This is a genomic window from Paenibacillus sp. EB106-04-04-XG159, assembly GCF_058791835.1.
On sequence record NZ_JBYTDY010000001.1, the window covers coordinates 119872 to 136153 of the forward strand.

Below are 16282 nucleotides of genomic sequence, written 5' to 3' on the forward strand. Positions count from 1 at the left end.
ATGACCCCTAAGAAAAAACAAGAGAACTCCAAAAAAGAAATAGAGAAAATGTTGGCGTCTATCGGAATCGTACCCACATCCGTGCCTAGAGAACAAAGAGGTTCTTTTTCATTTGTTGGAGGAACGCGCCGCGAGCTAATTATTCGTACCAAATAAATAGATGAATCAAGTAGGTAATAGGGCTCTAACGAGCCCTATTTTTTATGTTCACGAAACGTTCACATTTAGGGATAATGAAGCATTCACCTTAAAGCATAGGTCTATAAACAGTGTATCCTTCCTATAATTGTAACAAAGGGATAGCTGGAGGAATGTTTTTTGAAAATGAAATGGATTGGAAACAGCAAGGAAGCTGTGGAGAGAGAGCTCGCGAAGATTGGGATTGTCCGAACGACGAAGGAGAATCGACTGAAACATCCGTTCTTTTCGGAGGTGATTAGGCCGTTGGATCAAAGAAAGTCGAACAAGTAGAAGAATTGTTTGATCAGATCGTGGAGCATGGGGCAGCATAATGGATCTGATGATGGAACAAGAGCGCCCTTTATTCAGACAGCACGCTGCTCCAGTCTTCAGGAACCTGAATCGTGCGGGGATGAGTGTCCGCCTGCTTGAATATCCTGAGGAGAATGCTAAGAAACATAATAATTATAGCTATATATTTAAGGGAAGTTTTGTTTTGTATTCGCAATTGGATAATCCTCAATCATCCCTCCGTATATGAATAAAGGCCTGTTCTACTTCTATGCATGAGATAGCAGTGGAAACATGAGCTTATTGCTATTAAACAGATTCTCTTTGCCTCTTAATAGGAAAAGGGTTGTCCCTTCTTCATGCCATTCTTCAACATTGAGGTTTGAAGCCTGCTTTGGCGTAAAGCCAAGAACGGCTGTCTTCGTATGACCTGAAGCTATTGCACGAAGAAGATCTTCTAGCCGGCCATTTTCCTTTGAGAAAATATCATAACAAATCATACGTTCACCATCATGCTCAGCCACTACTACGGCTTCATACGGTTCAACATAATAGATGTGTTCCCTCATATATTGAGAGCAGTAAAACATAAGCAAACCAACGCTATTCTCCATGGGCAGTGCAGAATAAGGATTGGAGAGCTTATAGGTGTTAAGCAATATGCTAACATCCTCTGCCGCTGACATATCGAGTTTTCTTACTGCAGCTTCTTGGTGATGGATCTTCATGGTGTACTGATACTCCGTGGCTCGTTCAAACCCGAATCTAGGATAGTAATCAAGGACACTGTCATTGGCAAATAGATAGATAGCGTCACACTTGTCGCTCCATTCGCTTAAGACCTTATTCATCAGCCAACTACTTAGTCCTTGTTGACGATGCGAAGCAGCAGTCATAACCGTTCCAAGCTGAACATACCTCTTCTTCTGGCCGTTCCATGCCGTATCGATCACATTAACCGAAATGTTAGACACCACAGTATCTCCGTCCAATAATGCGTGTGAGATGTAGCTGTCGCCCCAATATCCATTCTGATACCATGATTCAAATTGGAGACCAAATGTTTCTTCCGCAAGTTGGTTAAAGCTTGCTCTAACCTGCTCGTTATCTCTAACCTTTATCGTATAATCATATTCATGGCCTGAGATGTTGTATCTCATAGAATACCTCACCTTCGTAATGATGCCTATAAAGCGGAGTAGTATCTGTAATAGTTGAAATCATACTCTTGGTTCGCGATGTGAACCAACAGGGTCTGTACATTGATGAATTCATAGCCGCATGCTTCTAATACTTTCTGTGAAGGTACATTATCGATAGAAGCGGTGCCGATGATATAGGGAATATCGTAGTTAGCTAACGCCCAAGTCGTTACAGCCCTAGCCGCTTCAGCAGCATAACCATTGCCCCTTGCGTTAGGCAGTAAATTATAGAATATTTCGGTTTCATGCAGGTCATCATGTTCTCCAGCTCCGACAGCCCCTAATACCTTGCCGCTAATCTTATCGAATATTCCGAAGCACACGATCCCATGGATAATATCCATCGCTATGTAGTTGGATATATGCCATCTAAGAAAGCCCTCTGAGTCGTTTAATTGCATCTGCCAACCGGGTACTTCGCGGATCTGAAGCAGCTGTTCAAACTGTGGTAGATCCGTTTCCTTAAAAGGTCTAATCATCAATCGACTAGTTACTATCTGCAAGGTACTCATCTCCCTATCCTGCTAACACTCCATACCTATATCTCAATAATATAGAAAATAATGAGAGATAGATAGAGCCCAAGCCCCAGAACGCATGTCCTGAAGCTTGGGCTTCTCTTATAGTGATTGCTTGATCACCTTTTTGTAATAATAGACAGACAGTATGCCAAATATCGAATACAATGCGGTGTACAGCAGCATGACGAGGATCATCGGCGTCCACAGCTCGGTACCGAACAGGAACCAGCCCGATTTAACGGCAAAGTAGCTGTGTGACAGCCCGATCATCAATGGAATCCCAAAGTTGAACACTTGCTTGAGCTGAATTCCCTTCAACAGATCGCTCTGTGTGAAGCCGAGCTTTCTTAGAATCGTGTAGCTGGACTTCTCGGTCTCACTTTCATCCATCTGCTTGAAGTATAGAATACAGCCGGATGTGACCAGGAAGGTCAGCCCGAGAAATGCCACGATAAACATGATGAGTCCCATGTTCTGCTTCTGAAAGTTGCTCATGCCAAGCTGAGAATCATGATCAAAGCTCTCGTCATAACCCAAGTCATTGAAGATGGCATTGGCTTGCTCGATCTCATCTTTATTCGTAATTTCAATTCCGATATAGATGGAAGAGTCCTTCTGAATAGCTGGATCTAGGTCCTGCTGAATACGATCGAATACCGATTCATCCACAATCCCAACAGGCAAGCCGCCGCTAGTGAAGTAAAAGGAGACAGGGGCACTACGGTCGATTTCTTTATAGTTGAGCGGAATGACTTCTTTCAACCCCTTGAGTTCAACGGTTCCGCTGCTTTTCATTTTCATAAGGTCCTTTACCCACCCGCTGGAACCTGTGAAGTGTGTCTCATCTGCAGACAGGTCGATATCTTCCATTGCCTGATCACTAATGACTGGCATAGTCATAATACTCGAATCAAAGCTCGCACCTTCCATCTTGGCTCCGAGTATGTTCTCAACATTAAAGTCTGCCTGCACAACATCAATCCGTTTGTCGGTATATTCAATGTTATTGTCGGTTAAGGCTTGTTCAAACTTGTTTGCATCCTGTTCATCTACAATGGAGAAATCTGCTGCCACATACAGCTTGGCCGACTTCTCAGCTGAATAATAGGAGATATAGCTTAGGGACAACAGGCCGATCGCAAGTGCGGACACGGTTGTAATAATGGTTAACAGCACGGCGTTCGACTTCATGCGAAACATGATGGATGACAGGGACAATACTTCCTTAATCGATAAGTAGCCACTCTTCTTCTTGCGAATGAGGTTGAAGATAAAGCTGACCGATCCTTTATAGAAGAGGTAAGTCCCGATAATCACCGATCCCAGAATAAACATCATCGCGAGAGATAGTGCCTTCATGGAAACGAATTTGCCGCCAAATAGCTGGGACGAGACCACATAGCCGACTATGATAAGGATAATTCCAGCTGCCCCTATGAACATCTCCAGGATGGACATCTTCTTCACTCTGTCCTCCGTTACGGAGTTCGCCTTAAACAAGGATAGGATAGTCTGTCTTCGTATGAATCGATAATTCATAATCATGATCAGGATGTAGATGGCGAAGAACACAATCAAAGTCTGAATCAAGGCATTGGTGGAAAAATGAAGCTCTGTAGCCACCTCTACCCCAATCGTTTGAAGCAGCAGCATCATAATTAATCGAGACACAGAGAATCCAGCCAGTATCCCGATCACAAGCGAACCAAAGTATAGAATAAAGTTCTCTGCTGTAAGAATTCCAAATATTTTGCGCTTGGTCATGCCGATGAGCTGAAACAAGCCGATCTCTTTACTGCGCCGCTTAATAAAGATGTTATTCGCATATAACAGAAAGATGGAGACAATAGCGACGAGCAGGACAGATGCGGCCTGAATCGCCGCTGCCCCTTTGATGGACCCTTTTATTTCATCCATAGCAGGATCATACTGCAGCGTCACAAACGCAAAGTAAAGTGCAGAACCAAAGGCTAATGAAAACACGTAAAGATAGTAATTCTTTAGATTCTTCCTCAGATTGCGAAATAGGAGATGACTAATGCTCATTCTGCACACCGCCCAACACACCTTGTGTCTTCATGATGTCAGCGAAGAAGGCTTGTCTTGATTCCTCTCCTCGATTCAGTTGAGTAAAGATCTGACCATCTTTAATGAAGATGACTCTGCTGCAATAGCTGGCTGCGACAGGGTCGTGAGTGACCATCGCAATCGTCGCATTTCTCGTTCGATTCATTTCGCTAAGTTTATTCAACAGGTCGGAAGCGGACTTGGAATCAAGCGCTCCAGTTGGTTCATCTGCGAATATAATGCTTGGGTCATGGATAAAGGCGCGTGCCGCAGAGGTGCGCTGCTTCTGGCCGCCCGATATTTCGTTAGGGTATTTATTCGCAAGCTCAACTATTCCAAGCTCTCGAGCGACAGCCTCAAATTTCTGATTGGCGGTCTTCTTGGGTGTCTTGGTAACGGATAGCGGCAATAGGATATTCTCCTTCACTGTCAGGGTATCTAACAGATTGTATTCTTGGAAAATGAACCCCAAGTGATGCTTGCGAAATTCGGCTAGCTGCTTCTCCTTCATGCGAGAGATTTCGCTGCCTTCAATTACGATCGTGCCGTCGCTGACCTGATCGATGGAGGAGAGGACGTTCAGCAGGGTCGTCTTCCCCGATCCGGAAGGACCCATAATGCTAACGAATTCTCCCTTCATGATGCTAATATCGAGTCCGCTTAACACGGCTTGTTTATTGGATTTATTGCCATAGCTTTTATGTATCTTATTCGCTTCTAGGATCATCATACGGATCACTCCCTCTTGTGAATACATTCATTATAGAGCTGTTCCGACTCTTTATCCTTCGATTGACCGTACAAATAACACAAGCGTGTGACATTGTTGTCACACGCTTGTGATACGGACGAAAGCATTCGGTTGTGAGAAGGTTAGGGTGAACGTAGACCCTGTTCCTAGCTCTGAGGTTGCATCGATCCGAATGGATAACGACGTTGCCGCCTTATGGGCTAGATATAAGCCCATGCCTGTTGCGGCGGTGTCCTGATGGACAGACGTTGAAGTAAAGCCTCTCTGAAAGATGCGCGGCAGATCCTTGGGATCGATGCCCCGACCGCAATCTGTGACCTCTAGGATCGTATGATCATCACGTCGATAACTGCTGATGGTAATATCCGAAGCTTGGCTATACTTCACGGCGTTGGTTAGCAGCTGTCTGATGATAAAGGCCAGCCACTTCGTATCACTGAGTACTTCCGCTTCCTCAAGATGGATGTCAAAGCCAATTCCTTTATAGATACACCAGGATTGCAGCGTTTTGATTTCACTATAGATGATCTCTTCCAGCTGGAGGTTCTCCATATACAGATCATTTTCAATAAATGAGATACGCTTCTGATGAAGCTGCTGATCCAGCAGGAGGTGAATGCGCAGCCATTCGAAAGTCATCTGCGACTTCATCTCTTCATTCGGCAATCGATCGATAATGAGACGCATGGCTGTGAGCGGTGTCTTCACCTCATGAATCCAAGCCAGCAGGTCATCCTTCTCCTGTGCTAGGGTTAACAGATGCTGTGAGACGTCCTGCTTCAGGTGCTCGATCTGGTTCGTCATGCTCTCTTCCACGATTCGTTCAAAGGGACGTTCCGCACTGCCGATACTCGATAGATCCAGATCATCTTCCCGTTCTATTAAACTGCTGTAGAACTTGGTTTCGGCATGATAGCGAACGATCAAGAATATGATAAAGGCTAACAGCGACAAGAACACAAGATAGAGAATCGATGGGAGCGGGATCGTGGGATCGATATACGCAACGAAGACAATGAATAAATGCATGATGGCATAGAACAGAATCCAACTGCGTCTTTCTACGATAAACTTCCTAATCATAGCGGCAGCTGCTCCGCGGCCATATATCCTTGCCCGACCTTGGTTTCGATGTAGGCACCTAAGTTCAACTCATCCAGCTTCTTGCGCAGTCGATTCACATTTACCGTTAGGGTATTGTCACTTATAAAGCGCTGATCGTTCCACAGGCTGTTGATGAGCTCTTCACGGGTGACGACCTTGTTCTTCTTCTCGATCAACTGCTTCAAGATATAGATCTCATTCTTGGTCAGCTCGATAGAGCCTGCCTCATTGGTGATTGTATTGCGCTCATAGTCGACGGTTGCTCCGCACCAGGTTTTGAGCTCGATCTTATCCGCACTGTAGTTGTAGACGCGCCGCAGGGTCGCTTGGATCTTAGCGATAAGCACATCGAAGTGAAACGGCTTCTGGATATAATCATCGGCACCAAGCTGCATGGACATGACGATGTCAGTAGGGTGGTCGCGCGACGACAGAAATATAATCGGCACGTTCGAATGCGTGCGAATCATGCGGCACCAGTGGAATCCATCGAACTTGGGCAACTGAATGTCGACAATGACCAAGTCCGGCTTAATCTCGGCAAATTCCTGAACGACCTTGCTAAAGTCTTGAATACCGTACACATCATAAGACCATTGCGTTAATCTATCTTTGACCTCTTGAAAGAGAGTTGCATCATCTTCTATCAACAAGAGTTTAAACATTAAGTTCACCGCACTTTACTTTCATATATGATACGATTGTATAGGAAAGTCGCGGGGTTGGCTATAGAACAAGGCACTATGAGATAGGTGGAAGACTACATAAGAGAAGAGAGAAGATTATTATGATGACCTTACTGTTAGTTATTATTTATATTTCCTTCATCAGCCTCGGCTTGCCCGATTCACTGCTCGGCTCAGTATGGCCCGCTATGAGGCATGAGCTAGGCGCTCCCGTATCGTATGCGGGCATCATATCTATGATAATATCCTGCGGCACGATTATATCCAGCTTCTTCAGTGAAACGGTCATTCGACGCTGGGGAACGGGACTCGTTACAGTCGTTAGTGTACTGATGACGGCTATCGCCCTATTGGGATTCGCCTTCGCGCCGTCGTTCATCTGGCTGTGCCTCATGGCGATCCCGCTTGGTCTAGGAGCGGGCTCCATCGATGCGGCGCTTAACAACTTTGTGGCCTTGCACTATAAGGCGAAGCATATGAATTGGCTGCACAGCTTCTGGGGCATTGGCGCTACGGCTGGGCCGGCTATCATGTCGTTCTATCTGATGAATGACCGCAGCTGGAGCATGGGCTATTTGACGATTGGGATTATCCAAGTCATTCTGGTTATGATCTTGTTCATGACTTTACCTTTATGGAAGAAGGCTGCCCCGGAGGCGGCAGCGGATAAAGCTTCTGCGCCCGTAGCCATGAAGAAGAAAGATATCTTAAAGATCAGAGGGATAAAGCCCGCCTTAATCGCGTTCTTCAGCTATTGCGCGTTAGAATCTACGGCGGGTCTATGGGGAAGCAGCTTCTTGGTTATCCATCGAGGGATTAGTCCGGAAACAGCAGCGAAGTGGATCTCGCTGTTCTACCTTGGGATTACGCTGGGTCGGATGGCTTCCGGATTCATCTCGGCGAAGCTCGATAACGTCGCGATGGTCCGCCTCGGTCTAGGCGGTATAGCGGTCGGTATCGTCTTCTTGCTGCTTCCGCTTGGGAATGCGATGAATCCTATAGCATTCATGATGATCGGGTTAGGATGCGCACCGATCTTTCCTAGTATGCTGCACCAAACACCGAAGAACTTCGGAAGCGAGACGTCGCAGTCGGTTATGGGCATTCAGATGGGTTGCGCCTATATCGGAGCCACCTTCATGCCGCCGATATTCGGCTTAATCGCGCAGTATGTAAATATCGCTTGGTTCCCATTCTTCTTGTTGGCCTTCTTGTTGTTGATGGCCTTCATGTCCGAGAAGACGAACCGCGCTGTATCCCGCAGTCAGGCGGGGTAGAGTTCTATAAGCCGCCCATAGCATGAAAAAACGACCTTCTCTAGCTTGTACGCTGGAGAAGGTCGTTATATTTACAGCTTATTTGATCGAACAATTAAGCTTGGTTATTAGAACCGAATTCGCGGATCTTACCGATAACAGTAGCTTTGATTGCGTCACGGCCAGGACCGATGAATTTACGAGGATCGTATTGCTCAGGATCAGCAGCAAGTGCTTCGCGAACTTTTTTCGTAAACTCGATTTGGTTCTCTGTGTTTACGTTGATCTTAGCAGTACCCAAGGAAATGGATTTCTTGATTTGCTCAGTTGGGATACCTGTTCCGCCATGAAGTACCAATGGCATACCAGTAGCTTTACCGATTTCTTCCATTTCTTTGAAGCCAAGGTTAGGTTCACCTTTGTAAGGACCATGAACGGAACCAAGAGCTGGAGCCAGGCAATCGATACCTGTACGTTTAACAAGCTCAACGCACTCTTGAGTGTCAGCGTAGATAACGCCGTCAGCTATAACATCGTCTTCTTGTCCGCCAACTGTACCAAGCTCAGCTTCTACAGAAACGCCTTTGCTGTGTGCATAGTCAACAACTTTCTTAGTTGTTTCAATGTTCTCTTCGAATGGATGGTGGGAAGCATCGATCATAACAGATGTGAAGCCAGCATCGATTGCTGCTTTACATTTGTCAAAGCTGGAGCCATGGTCCAAATGAATAGCTACAGGAACAGTAATTTTCATTTCTTCAATAAGAGCGCTAACGAATGCAGTGATGACTTTGAATCCGCCCATGTAACGAGCTGCACCTTCGGATACACCAAGGATAACTGGGGATTGCTCTTCTTGAGCAGCGCTCAAGACTGCTTGAGTCCACTCGAGGTTATTGATGTTGAATTGTCCAACAGCATAACCACCTTTTGCTGCTTTGTTTAACATGTCTTTCATTGACTCTAATGCCATTATTACTCCTCCTATTTGTACCTTTTTTCTGATAATGGTTTCTCTTCATTGTCATAAACAATAATGAGAATGGCACCGCTAATATGTATTAGCGCAAGTATGACTAAAGCTATTTTAACATAATTGCAGGATGGTGTATCTGGAATTTATCGACGAATATGTTTCGTTCTTAAATTACAGATCGGGTATATCATGTTGTTATTTCATCCATAGGTGGCCCAGCCTGCAAGTAATTGTATCAGTATACACTGATTAACTTTCCAATGACTATGTGGAATTATACATGACATATAGTAAATTTGAGAACAACAACTACCTTTACTTTGAATATACGATGCCTTATTTCAACGGAACCTTTCACTGCTTCCCAGCGTCTATTACATAAAATGGATCTGGAGGTATTGCCGTGCGAATCGTCTCACATCTTATACTATGGATGCTATGTACGCTATTGATTACTGGGGCGGCGATAGGGCTGGAATATGTCGAGGGGTATAAGATCACGACAACCGAGTATTATGGTCTCCGCAATATAGGGCTTACCTTTATTATGATTATATTTCTACCATCAACGCTCCTATATCCGGTTGTTCAATTGCCATTGTCGTGGCTGATTCGCCGGATTCCTCAGGTACGAGCATCATTCATCCTGTTCGGTCTGATTATTGCCGCGGTGTGGGCTGCGGGCGGATGGAGATTGTTTCATATGCTCTACAAACCATGGTTCGTGCAGGAATATGAGCTGTTCGCGGGCAGCTCCATCATTATATTTGGAATCGCGGGATTGATCTATGCGGGAATAGACTGGTCTATCACTCGACGTACTGTTAGCCATGGAACAGGGAGGGGAACTGAATGATTAGCTTCAGAAATGTGGGAGCAATCGTCCTGACAGCTGTATTGTTACTAGTCACTGCATGCAATGGAGCGACTGAGGCTGTGGAACCGCAGCAGCAGGAGGCGGTATTGAAGACAGAATTGCCATCGACGCCGCAGGCAGCGGCAGCAGCCGTTGTTGCGATGCTTCATGATGGTAATATGGTTGGGCTCGCGGATCTGGCTCATCCTGAGAAGGGAGTTCGGTTCACTCCTTACACTTACGTCAACAAAGAGACAGATATCGTGTTGTCCAAGGATGAGCTAAAGGATGCGATGAGCGATGCAGAGGTGCGAAAGTGGGGGGCATTCGATGGTTCTGGTGAACCGATCGAGCTGACATATGCAGATTACCATAAGCGGTTCGTGTACGATGCGGATTATATGAAAAATGCGGACATTGCGATAAACGAGGTACTCAGGGAAGGCAATACGATCAACAACGTAGGTGAAGCTTATCCGAAGGACAGCCACAACTTCGTAGAATATCATATCAAGGGTATTGATCCGAACTTGCAAGGTATAGACTGGCGAAGTCTCCGTCTCGTATTCGAGAAGATCGAGGGCGGCTATGCGCTGGTCGGCATCATTCACGATCAATGGACGATATAAGCTGCTGTACGCAGTGATATAACTTATAACTGCTTCTAGCCGAATCTGCGTATGATTCGGCTAGATATTTGAGAAGGAAGGGTTAGCCGTGAGTGATGTCATGAATCTATATGAACAGTTCCGAAAGAGGATTTCATTAATAGGGAACAGCACCAAGATTGAACTCATTGACAAGGGATACTCAAGTGACGGGAAGTACATCGTATATGGCGGCGACAGCCGACCCCAATACATACTTAGAACCTTTAGTATCGATCAAGATGAGGGAAAGAGATTGGAATTCAATCGTCTCATCATGATGGCGAATCAGGGTGTGAGCTGCTCTAGACCTATTGAGATCGGCATCCTGCCCGAGCAAGAACTCGGGTACATGATCGTCTCTTATATAGAAGGCAGTGAAGCAACAGAAGAGCTGCCGCGCTTATCTGATCAAGAGCAGTATAGCATTGGCATTGAAGCCGGTAAGGAGCTGCAGAAGATCCATCAGGTGACCTGCCCTGATGACATGAAGCCTTGGTATGAGAGGACGGCTGCTAAGCATCAGCGATATCGAACCGAATACGCCAAGTCTGGAGTTGCGATCGATCATGGAGAGAAGCTGCTATCCTTTATTGATCATAACTTGGACATCATGAAGGATAGACCGAATCTATTCCAGCATGATGATTATCATATTGGCAATCTGATCCTTAAGGACGGGATGCTGTCAGGCATCATCGATTTCAACAGGTGCGACTGGGGAGATCCTATTCATGAGTTTGTAAAGGTAGGTATCTTTAGCGCGGAGGTGAGCGTGCCGTTCTCCGTCGGTCAGATTCAGGGATACCATAATCACAGCGAACCGGACGAACGGTTCTGGAAGCTGTACTCGCTCTACCTAGCCATGACGTTGATTTCATCGGTCGTCTGGGTCTTGAAGGTGAAGCCGGAGGAGCTGGACATCATGCTGATGAAGATTCATAAGGTCATGGATGATCACGACAACTTCGAATTAACCGTACCTGAGTGGTACAGTCAGCACAAGGATTCATACCAAGATGAAGCCTGAACAGTGATCCATCATAAATCTCTTAACTAGATGATGATCTGAGCTCATGATTTGTAGGGTCTTCCTTAAGTCATAGTTGTGTACTTGAATAGAAAAAATATCAAGCGCAAAACATAAAGTGACTAGAGATCCAACAAATAATGCATGAGTTAAGGTGTGATTGATGTGCACAACAGAATGAAACAAGGCGTCATCGCGTGCATCATTGTTCTGCTAACGGTCACAGTTGGCTGTGGCGGGAAAGTATCGAAAGAAGATGACCTGCTCCACGTTAAATCAGTAAATAGGAATGGAAAAAGCGTCATCCTTATTCTTGTCGATTCGTTAATGTCTCAATCGATTGATACAGGAATCCAGCAAAACAAGCTACCTACCTTTCAATTCTTGATTGAACAGGGTCAATATTATCGAGATATGGTAAGTTCGTTCCCTACGATGTCCGTCACCATCGACAGTTCCCTGATGACAGGCACTTATCCCGATGGTCATCGAATACCTGGCTTATCCTGGTATTCAGCTGCAGACAAGAAGATGATTATTTATGGAACGGGACCGATGGAGATCGCTAGGCATGGCATTAATCCGATGTTGAATGATGCATTGATCCAATTGAATGGTCAACACTTAAACCCGAACACTCCAACCATATATGAAGATATGGCGAAAAAGGGGCTTAAATCTGGTTCCGTGAATGGCCTTATATATCGGGGGAACATCGAACATACTTTGTCAATTCCGTCATGGCTTCATGTTCCGACCACTTTGCCGAAGGAGATAGCCGTAAAGGGTCCGGACTTTTTTACATTTGGCGCGTTTTCCAATCCGTATGAAGGCATAAGATCGCTGCCCACAGGCTTGGTCGATCGTATGGGATTAAACAACAAATACGCGGTTGAAGTTGTGAAGCAGCTGATTCAGGACAGGAAGCTGCCTGATTTTCTGTATGTCTATTTTCCTGATATCGATCAACGCCTACACAGAAAAGGACCTTCGGACATAGAAGGCTTAATTAAAGTGGACCGTCAGATTGATGATATACTGCAGGCTTATGGCTCGCGCGAAGAAGCGTTGAAACAAGTTAATCTTGTCATCATCGGCGACAGCGGAATGACAGCGATTCTCCCGCGTGGTCAGCAACCCGTGATCGATTTGGTGCCTTTATTACGTGATTATCGGGTATTGCGTCGGGGAGAAGCGGAGAGTGAACAGACGGATCTCGTTCTGGCCGTCAATGAGAATATGGCTTACGCGTATAAGTTGAACCCCAATGTTCACCTCGCTGATGTTGCCGATCTTCTGAAGGCGGAATCAAGAATTGACACCATATCCTGGTTGGAGGGCGATTCGGTTCGTGTCGTTCAAGGTGGGACGGGGAAACAATTCTCGTTTAGGCCCGAAGGACAATGGATTGATCCTTACGGACAGTCTTGGACTATAGATAACGATGTATCTGTGCTTGATTTACACTTGGATTCTTCATCTCGCCGCCTGCAATATGGGCAATACCCTGACGGTCTGCGCAGGCTGCACGCTGCTCTGCATTCTCATGAGGGGGAATTCCTCGTTATCACCGCTAAGCCGGGCTATGAACTGGCCGACCGCAGCTCGCCGACTCATAAGGGAGGCGGAGGGCATGGCTCATTGCATCAATCTGACTCGCTAGTCCCATTGATCATATGCGGTACGAACCTTAAGCCTGAATATCTGCGAATTATCGATATGAAGCCGTTCTTGTTAAAGTTGTCAGGAGCACAATTGAGGTGAGCGGAGGGTCACTTGAGGGTAAACAAAGCGCTCAAGTGACCTCTTACTATGTGACTTAGCCTGAATATACAGGGCTTCTAAAAACAATATGATTGCCATCCGGATCAGTGAACATCATCGATCGGCACCCCCAAGGTCTTGTTGTTGGAGGCTCAATAATAGGTATACCTAACGATTTCAACCTGTCATATTCCTCATCTACATTTTCCACCTCAAATGCAATGGACATATTTTCATTCCTGGTTTCCTTGACATCTCCGTTATTGAATATGGCCAATGCTGCGCCGCTCGTACGTATTTCTTGATGGATCGTGTCATCGCAATCGGATGTTGTCTTCAAGATCAATTTATAGAATGCTGCTAATCGGGGAACATCGTCAGTTATCAAACACACTCCTGCGAACATCATCATCATCATCTGTCCCTTCTGTTACATAATGATTACAATTCGGATCATAATACGGCAATTATATTACGCGCGATGAAGATTATCTATTAACGTTGAACGTTCTGAATAGGCTAAACGTATTATAGTTGTTCTACTAGAAAAGCTTATGGGTAAAAAGAGATGTAACCAATTATGAGTTGCGAATTTGCATGGGAAGGGTGACGGAGGATGCTTACTATAAAACATTTTTCCAAGCGCTATAAGGGTGGTAAAAAGGCTGTGGATGACTTGAATCTGGTGGTCGAAAGCGGCGATATCTACGGCTTTATCGGTCATAACGGCGCAGGAAAGACGACAACCATCCGGGCCGTAGTTGGTGTCCTTGACTTTGAAGAAGGGGATATCGAAATTGACGGCATCTCGATTAAGAAAGATCCAGTAGCCTGCAAAGCGATTACTGCGTATATTCCGGATAACCCGGATATCTACGAACATCTGACCGGTATTCAGTACTTGAATTTTATTGGCGACCTCTATAACGTATCGAAGTCCGATCGTGAATCTCTTATCCAAAAATACGGCGATGACTTTCAGATTACTGCCAATCTGGGGGATATGATCTCCTCGTATTCTCATGGCATGAAGCAGAAGCTGGCTATCATCTCGGCTCTTATTCATAAACCTAAGCTGCTGGTGCTGGATGAGCCCTTTGTGGGACTTGATCCGAAGGCGGCTCATATGCTGAAGACGGTCATGGCAGATCTGTGCCGTAATGGCAGTGCCATCTTCTTCTCCACTCATGTACTGGATGTAGCGGAGAAGCTCTGCAATAAGATTGCGATCATCAAGGGAGGGAAGTTGATCACTCACGGCAAGACAGCTGAAGTAAAGGGTGATAACAGCCTTGAAGATGTATTCTTGGAGTTGATAGATAATGATTAATATATGGAGATTGACGAAGATACAGCTGCTGTCCTCATTCGGTTTAAATAAGGCGCTGCATACGCGCGTCGTGAAAGAAAGACGCAAGCTGCTTCTCCTGAGCATCGGCATTATGATTGGCATGGTTATGATGGCGGCGGTTTCATTCGGATACAGCTACATGATGGCGCTGACCTTTGAGCAGATAGGCCGGATAGATCTGCTCTTGGCTATTATGATGGCGGCAACTTCTATGATTGGGTTCTTCACAACGATCTATAAGGCAAGCGGAGTATTATTTAACTTTAAGGACTATGATCTGGTGATGTCGCTGCCGATCAAGACGAGTCATGTCGTAGCGAGCCGTGTTCTTCAGCTCTATGTACTGAATTTATTTTTTACATTAATGGTGATGCTGCCAGCTGGTGCGGTATATGCGATTAGAGTGAACCCTGAAGCGTTATACTATCTGTTTTATCTCGTCACACTCTTCGTTATCCCGTTATTGCCGATCATAGCCGCAACCATCATTGGCTCACTGATTAGCTGGATCTCCTCTCGATTTAGAGCGAGTCGAATCATCAGCATCATCTTAACCTTTGCCTTTATCATAGGGTTTATGGTTGTTTCAATGCGCATGGATGGGAACGAACAGGTGCTTGCTGATATGGGCGCGCAGCTGGCGGATATGATATTCAAGCTTTATCCTCTTGCAGCTCTGTACGTCGAAGCTGTTTGCTCGTATCAGGTTGTTCCACTCCTATTGTTTATTGTCACATCCGTGCTTGCGTTTATGCTGTTTGTCACTGTACTTGGCACCAGATATAAAGCTATTCACACGGGATTAACGACCTCTCATGCAAGCGGCAAATATGTTATCAAGCACCTTAACACATCATCGCCATTCCGTGCGCTGTATATGAAGGAGCTGCGCCGATATTTTAGCTCTTCCTTATATGTGCTGAATACGAGTATCGGCATGGTTCTGCTGCTCGTGATGTCGATCTCCTTATTGTTCATAGGTTCGGGAGAACTCGGGGAACTGATGGAAATCCCGCAATTGTCCGAATACCTGAACAAGCTGGCGCCGCTGGTCGTTTCGATGTTTGTAGCCATAAGCTGCACGACGTCGTGCTCTATTTCCCTAGAAGGTAATAATCTATGGATACTCAAGAGCTCACCCGTACCAAAATCAACGATCCTGCTCAGCAAGGTTGCGGTGAATCTCACTATTACTATGCCAATCTCGATTGTCAGCTGCGTCATGCTCATGATATCGCTCGGCATAGGATGGATAGAAAGCTTGCTGCTGCTTGTTATCCCATTGATATTTGCTTGTTTTTCAGCAATATTGGGCGTGCTGGTTAACTTGAAGCTTCCTAAACTAGAATGGACGAGCGAAGTTGCAGTGATCAAACAGAGTGCATCTGTCCTTGTATCCATGCTTATAAGCTTTATAACGCTAGTGATATCAATCGGCTTAGCTCTTCTTCTGTCCAATGTAAATGGGAATCTTATCTTGTTAAGCATCGGACTGCTTATGGCAGTGGTGTGCATCGTGTTGTATCGATATATCCAGACCAAAGGGGAGCAGCTGTTTCAGGCGCTCTAACAACCCATGTAAGTGATGGAGGCAGCCTAA

At 45.5% G+C, this 16282-nt stretch carries 16 protein-coding genes; 8 read left to right on the forward strand and 8 right to left on the reverse strand.

Annotation, left to right across the window (positions count from 1 at the left end):
- The first annotated feature begins 318 nt into the window (after positions 1–318).
- Positions 319–471 carry a hypothetical protein gene (locus AC3WTP_RS00535; RefSeq protein ID WP_492392626.1) on the forward strand — a complete coding sequence of 51 codons (153 nt, stop codon included), beginning with the start codon at positions 319–321 and terminating at the stop codon, positions 469–471.
- Positions 472–740: 269 nt separating this feature from the next.
- Here the strand turns inward: AC3WTP_RS00535 and AC3WTP_RS00540 are convergent, their stop codons facing one another.
- From AC3WTP_RS00540 to AC3WTP_RS00565, 6 genes are all read right to left on the reverse strand, one after another.
- Complete coding sequence (locus AC3WTP_RS00540; RefSeq protein ID WP_492392627.1) at positions 741–1631, reverse strand: GNAT family N-acetyltransferase; 891 nt, start codon at positions 1629–1631, stop codon at positions 741–743.
- A 26-nt stretch (positions 1632–1657) separates the two neighbouring features.
- Positions 1658–2176, reverse strand: coding sequence for a GNAT family N-acetyltransferase (locus tag AC3WTP_RS00545; protein WP_492392628.1), 519 nt, complete (start codon positions 2174–2176; stop codon positions 1658–1660).
- 117 nt (positions 2177–2293) lie between these two features.
- Entirely contained in the window at positions 2294–4240 is a 1947-nt protein-coding gene (locus tag AC3WTP_RS00550) for an ABC transporter permease (protein ID WP_492392629.1), read from the reverse strand.
- Entirely contained in the window at positions 4230–4991 is a 762-nt protein-coding gene (locus AC3WTP_RS00555) for an ABC transporter ATP-binding protein (RefSeq protein ID WP_492392630.1), read from the reverse strand. The genes AC3WTP_RS00550 and AC3WTP_RS00555 overlap by 11 nt, the downstream gene beginning before the upstream one ends.
- 99 nt (positions 4992–5090) lie before the next feature.
- Complete coding sequence (locus tag AC3WTP_RS00560) at positions 5091–6095, reverse strand: sensor histidine kinase (protein WP_492392631.1); 1005 nt, start codon at positions 6093–6095, stop codon at positions 5091–5093.
- Positions 6092–6781 (reverse strand): response regulator transcription factor, encoded by a 690-nt coding sequence (locus AC3WTP_RS00565; protein WP_492392632.1) that lies wholly within the window; start codon positions 6779–6781, stop codon positions 6092–6094. Before AC3WTP_RS00565 ends, AC3WTP_RS00560 begins: the two co-directional genes overlap by 4 nt.
- A gap of 122 nt (positions 6782–6903) precedes the next feature.
- On the opposite strand from AC3WTP_RS00565, the gene AC3WTP_RS00570 reads away from it, so the two are divergent.
- Entirely contained in the window at positions 6904–8079 is a 1176-nt protein-coding gene (locus AC3WTP_RS00570) for an MFS transporter (RefSeq protein ID WP_492392633.1), read from the forward strand.
- A gap of 94 nt (positions 8080–8173) precedes the next feature.
- On the opposite strand, the gene AC3WTP_RS00575 is transcribed toward AC3WTP_RS00570, so the two are convergent.
- On the reverse strand, positions 8174–9031 hold the full coding sequence (locus tag AC3WTP_RS00575) for a class II fructose-bisphosphate aldolase (protein WP_492392634.1): 858 nt from the start codon (positions 9029–9031) through the stop codon (positions 8174–8176).
- 406 nt (positions 9032–9437) lie between these two features.
- On the opposite strand from AC3WTP_RS00575, the gene AC3WTP_RS00580 reads away from it, so the two are divergent.
- The 4 genes from AC3WTP_RS00580 to AC3WTP_RS00595 all read left to right on the forward strand — a co-directional run bounded on the left by AC3WTP_RS00580 (position 9438) and on the right by AC3WTP_RS00595 (position 13331).
- Positions 9438–9890, forward strand: coding sequence for a hypothetical protein (locus AC3WTP_RS00580; RefSeq protein ID WP_492392635.1), 453 nt, complete (start codon positions 9438–9440; stop codon positions 9888–9890).
- Positions 9887–10519 carry a hypothetical protein gene (locus AC3WTP_RS00585; protein ID WP_492392636.1) on the forward strand — a complete coding sequence of 211 codons (633 nt, stop codon included), beginning with the start codon at positions 9887–9889 and terminating at the stop codon, positions 10517–10519. The genes AC3WTP_RS00580 and AC3WTP_RS00585 overlap by 4 nt, the downstream gene beginning before the upstream one ends.
- 88 nt (positions 10520–10607) lie before the next feature.
- Positions 10608–11567 (forward strand): aminoglycoside phosphotransferase family protein, encoded by a 960-nt coding sequence (locus AC3WTP_RS00590; protein ID WP_492392637.1) that lies wholly within the window; start codon positions 10608–10610, stop codon positions 11565–11567.
- Between the two features lie 165 nt (positions 11568–11732).
- Positions 11733–13331, forward strand: coding sequence for an alkaline phosphatase family protein (locus AC3WTP_RS00595; RefSeq protein ID WP_492392638.1), 1599 nt, complete (start codon positions 11733–11735; stop codon positions 13329–13331).
- Positions 13332–13386: 55 nt separating this feature from the next.
- On the opposite strand, the gene AC3WTP_RS00600 is transcribed toward AC3WTP_RS00595, so the two are convergent.
- Entirely contained in the window at positions 13387–13749 is a 363-nt protein-coding gene (locus tag AC3WTP_RS00600; RefSeq protein ID WP_492392639.1) for a VOC family protein, read from the reverse strand.
- A gap of 198 nt (positions 13750–13947) precedes the next feature.
- Between AC3WTP_RS00600 and AC3WTP_RS00605 the strand changes: the two genes are divergently transcribed.
- Together AC3WTP_RS00605 and AC3WTP_RS00610 are read left to right on the forward strand one after the other, a co-directional pair.
- Entirely contained in the window at positions 13948–14661 is a 714-nt protein-coding gene (locus AC3WTP_RS00605; protein ID WP_492392640.1) for an ABC transporter ATP-binding protein, read from the forward strand.
- A complete protein-coding gene (locus AC3WTP_RS00610) occupies positions 14654–16252 on the forward strand; it encodes a permease-like membrane multi-spanning protein (protein ID WP_492392641.1) in 1599 nt (532 codons plus the stop codon). Before AC3WTP_RS00605 ends, AC3WTP_RS00610 begins: the two co-directional genes overlap by 8 nt.
- The last annotated feature ends 30 nt before the right edge of the window (positions 16253–16282 follow it).

Coding starts and splice junctions, on each gene's coding strand:
- AC3WTP_RS00570 (WP_492392633.1), top strand. CDS start 6,904: ATGATGACCTTACTGTTAGTTATTATTTATATTTCCTTCATCAGCCTC.
- AC3WTP_RS00540 (WP_492392627.1), bottom strand. CDS start 1,631: ATGAGATACAACATCTCAGGCCATGAATATGATTATACGATAAAGGTT.
- AC3WTP_RS00565 (WP_492392632.1), bottom strand. CDS start 6,781: ATGTTTAAACTCTTGTTGATAGAAGATGATGCAACTCTCTTTCAAGAG.
- AC3WTP_RS00575 (WP_492392634.1), bottom strand. CDS start 9,031: ATGGCATTAGAGTCAATGAAAGACATGTTAAACAAAGCAGCAAAAGGT.
- AC3WTP_RS00555 (WP_492392630.1), bottom strand. CDS start 4,991: ATGATGATCCTAGAAGCGAATAAGATACATAAAAGCTATGGCAATAAA.
- AC3WTP_RS00610 (WP_492392641.1), top strand. CDS start 14,654: ATGATTAATATATGGAGATTGACGAAGATACAGCTGCTGTCCTCATTC.
- AC3WTP_RS00605 (WP_492392640.1), top strand. CDS start 13,948: ATGCTTACTATAAAACATTTTTCCAAGCGCTATAAGGGTGGTAAAAAG.
- AC3WTP_RS00585 (WP_492392636.1), top strand. CDS start 9,887: ATGATTAGCTTCAGAAATGTGGGAGCAATCGTCCTGACAGCTGTATTG.
- AC3WTP_RS00550 (WP_492392629.1), bottom strand. CDS start 4,240: ATGAGCATTAGTCATCTCCTATTTCGCAATCTGAGGAAGAATCTAAAG.
- AC3WTP_RS00600 (WP_492392639.1), bottom strand. CDS start 13,749: ATGATGATGATGATGTTCGCAGGAGTGTGTTTGATAACTGACGATGTT.
- AC3WTP_RS00560 (WP_492392631.1), bottom strand. CDS start 6,095: ATGATTAGGAAGTTTATCGTAGAAAGACGCAGTTGGATTCTGTTCTAT.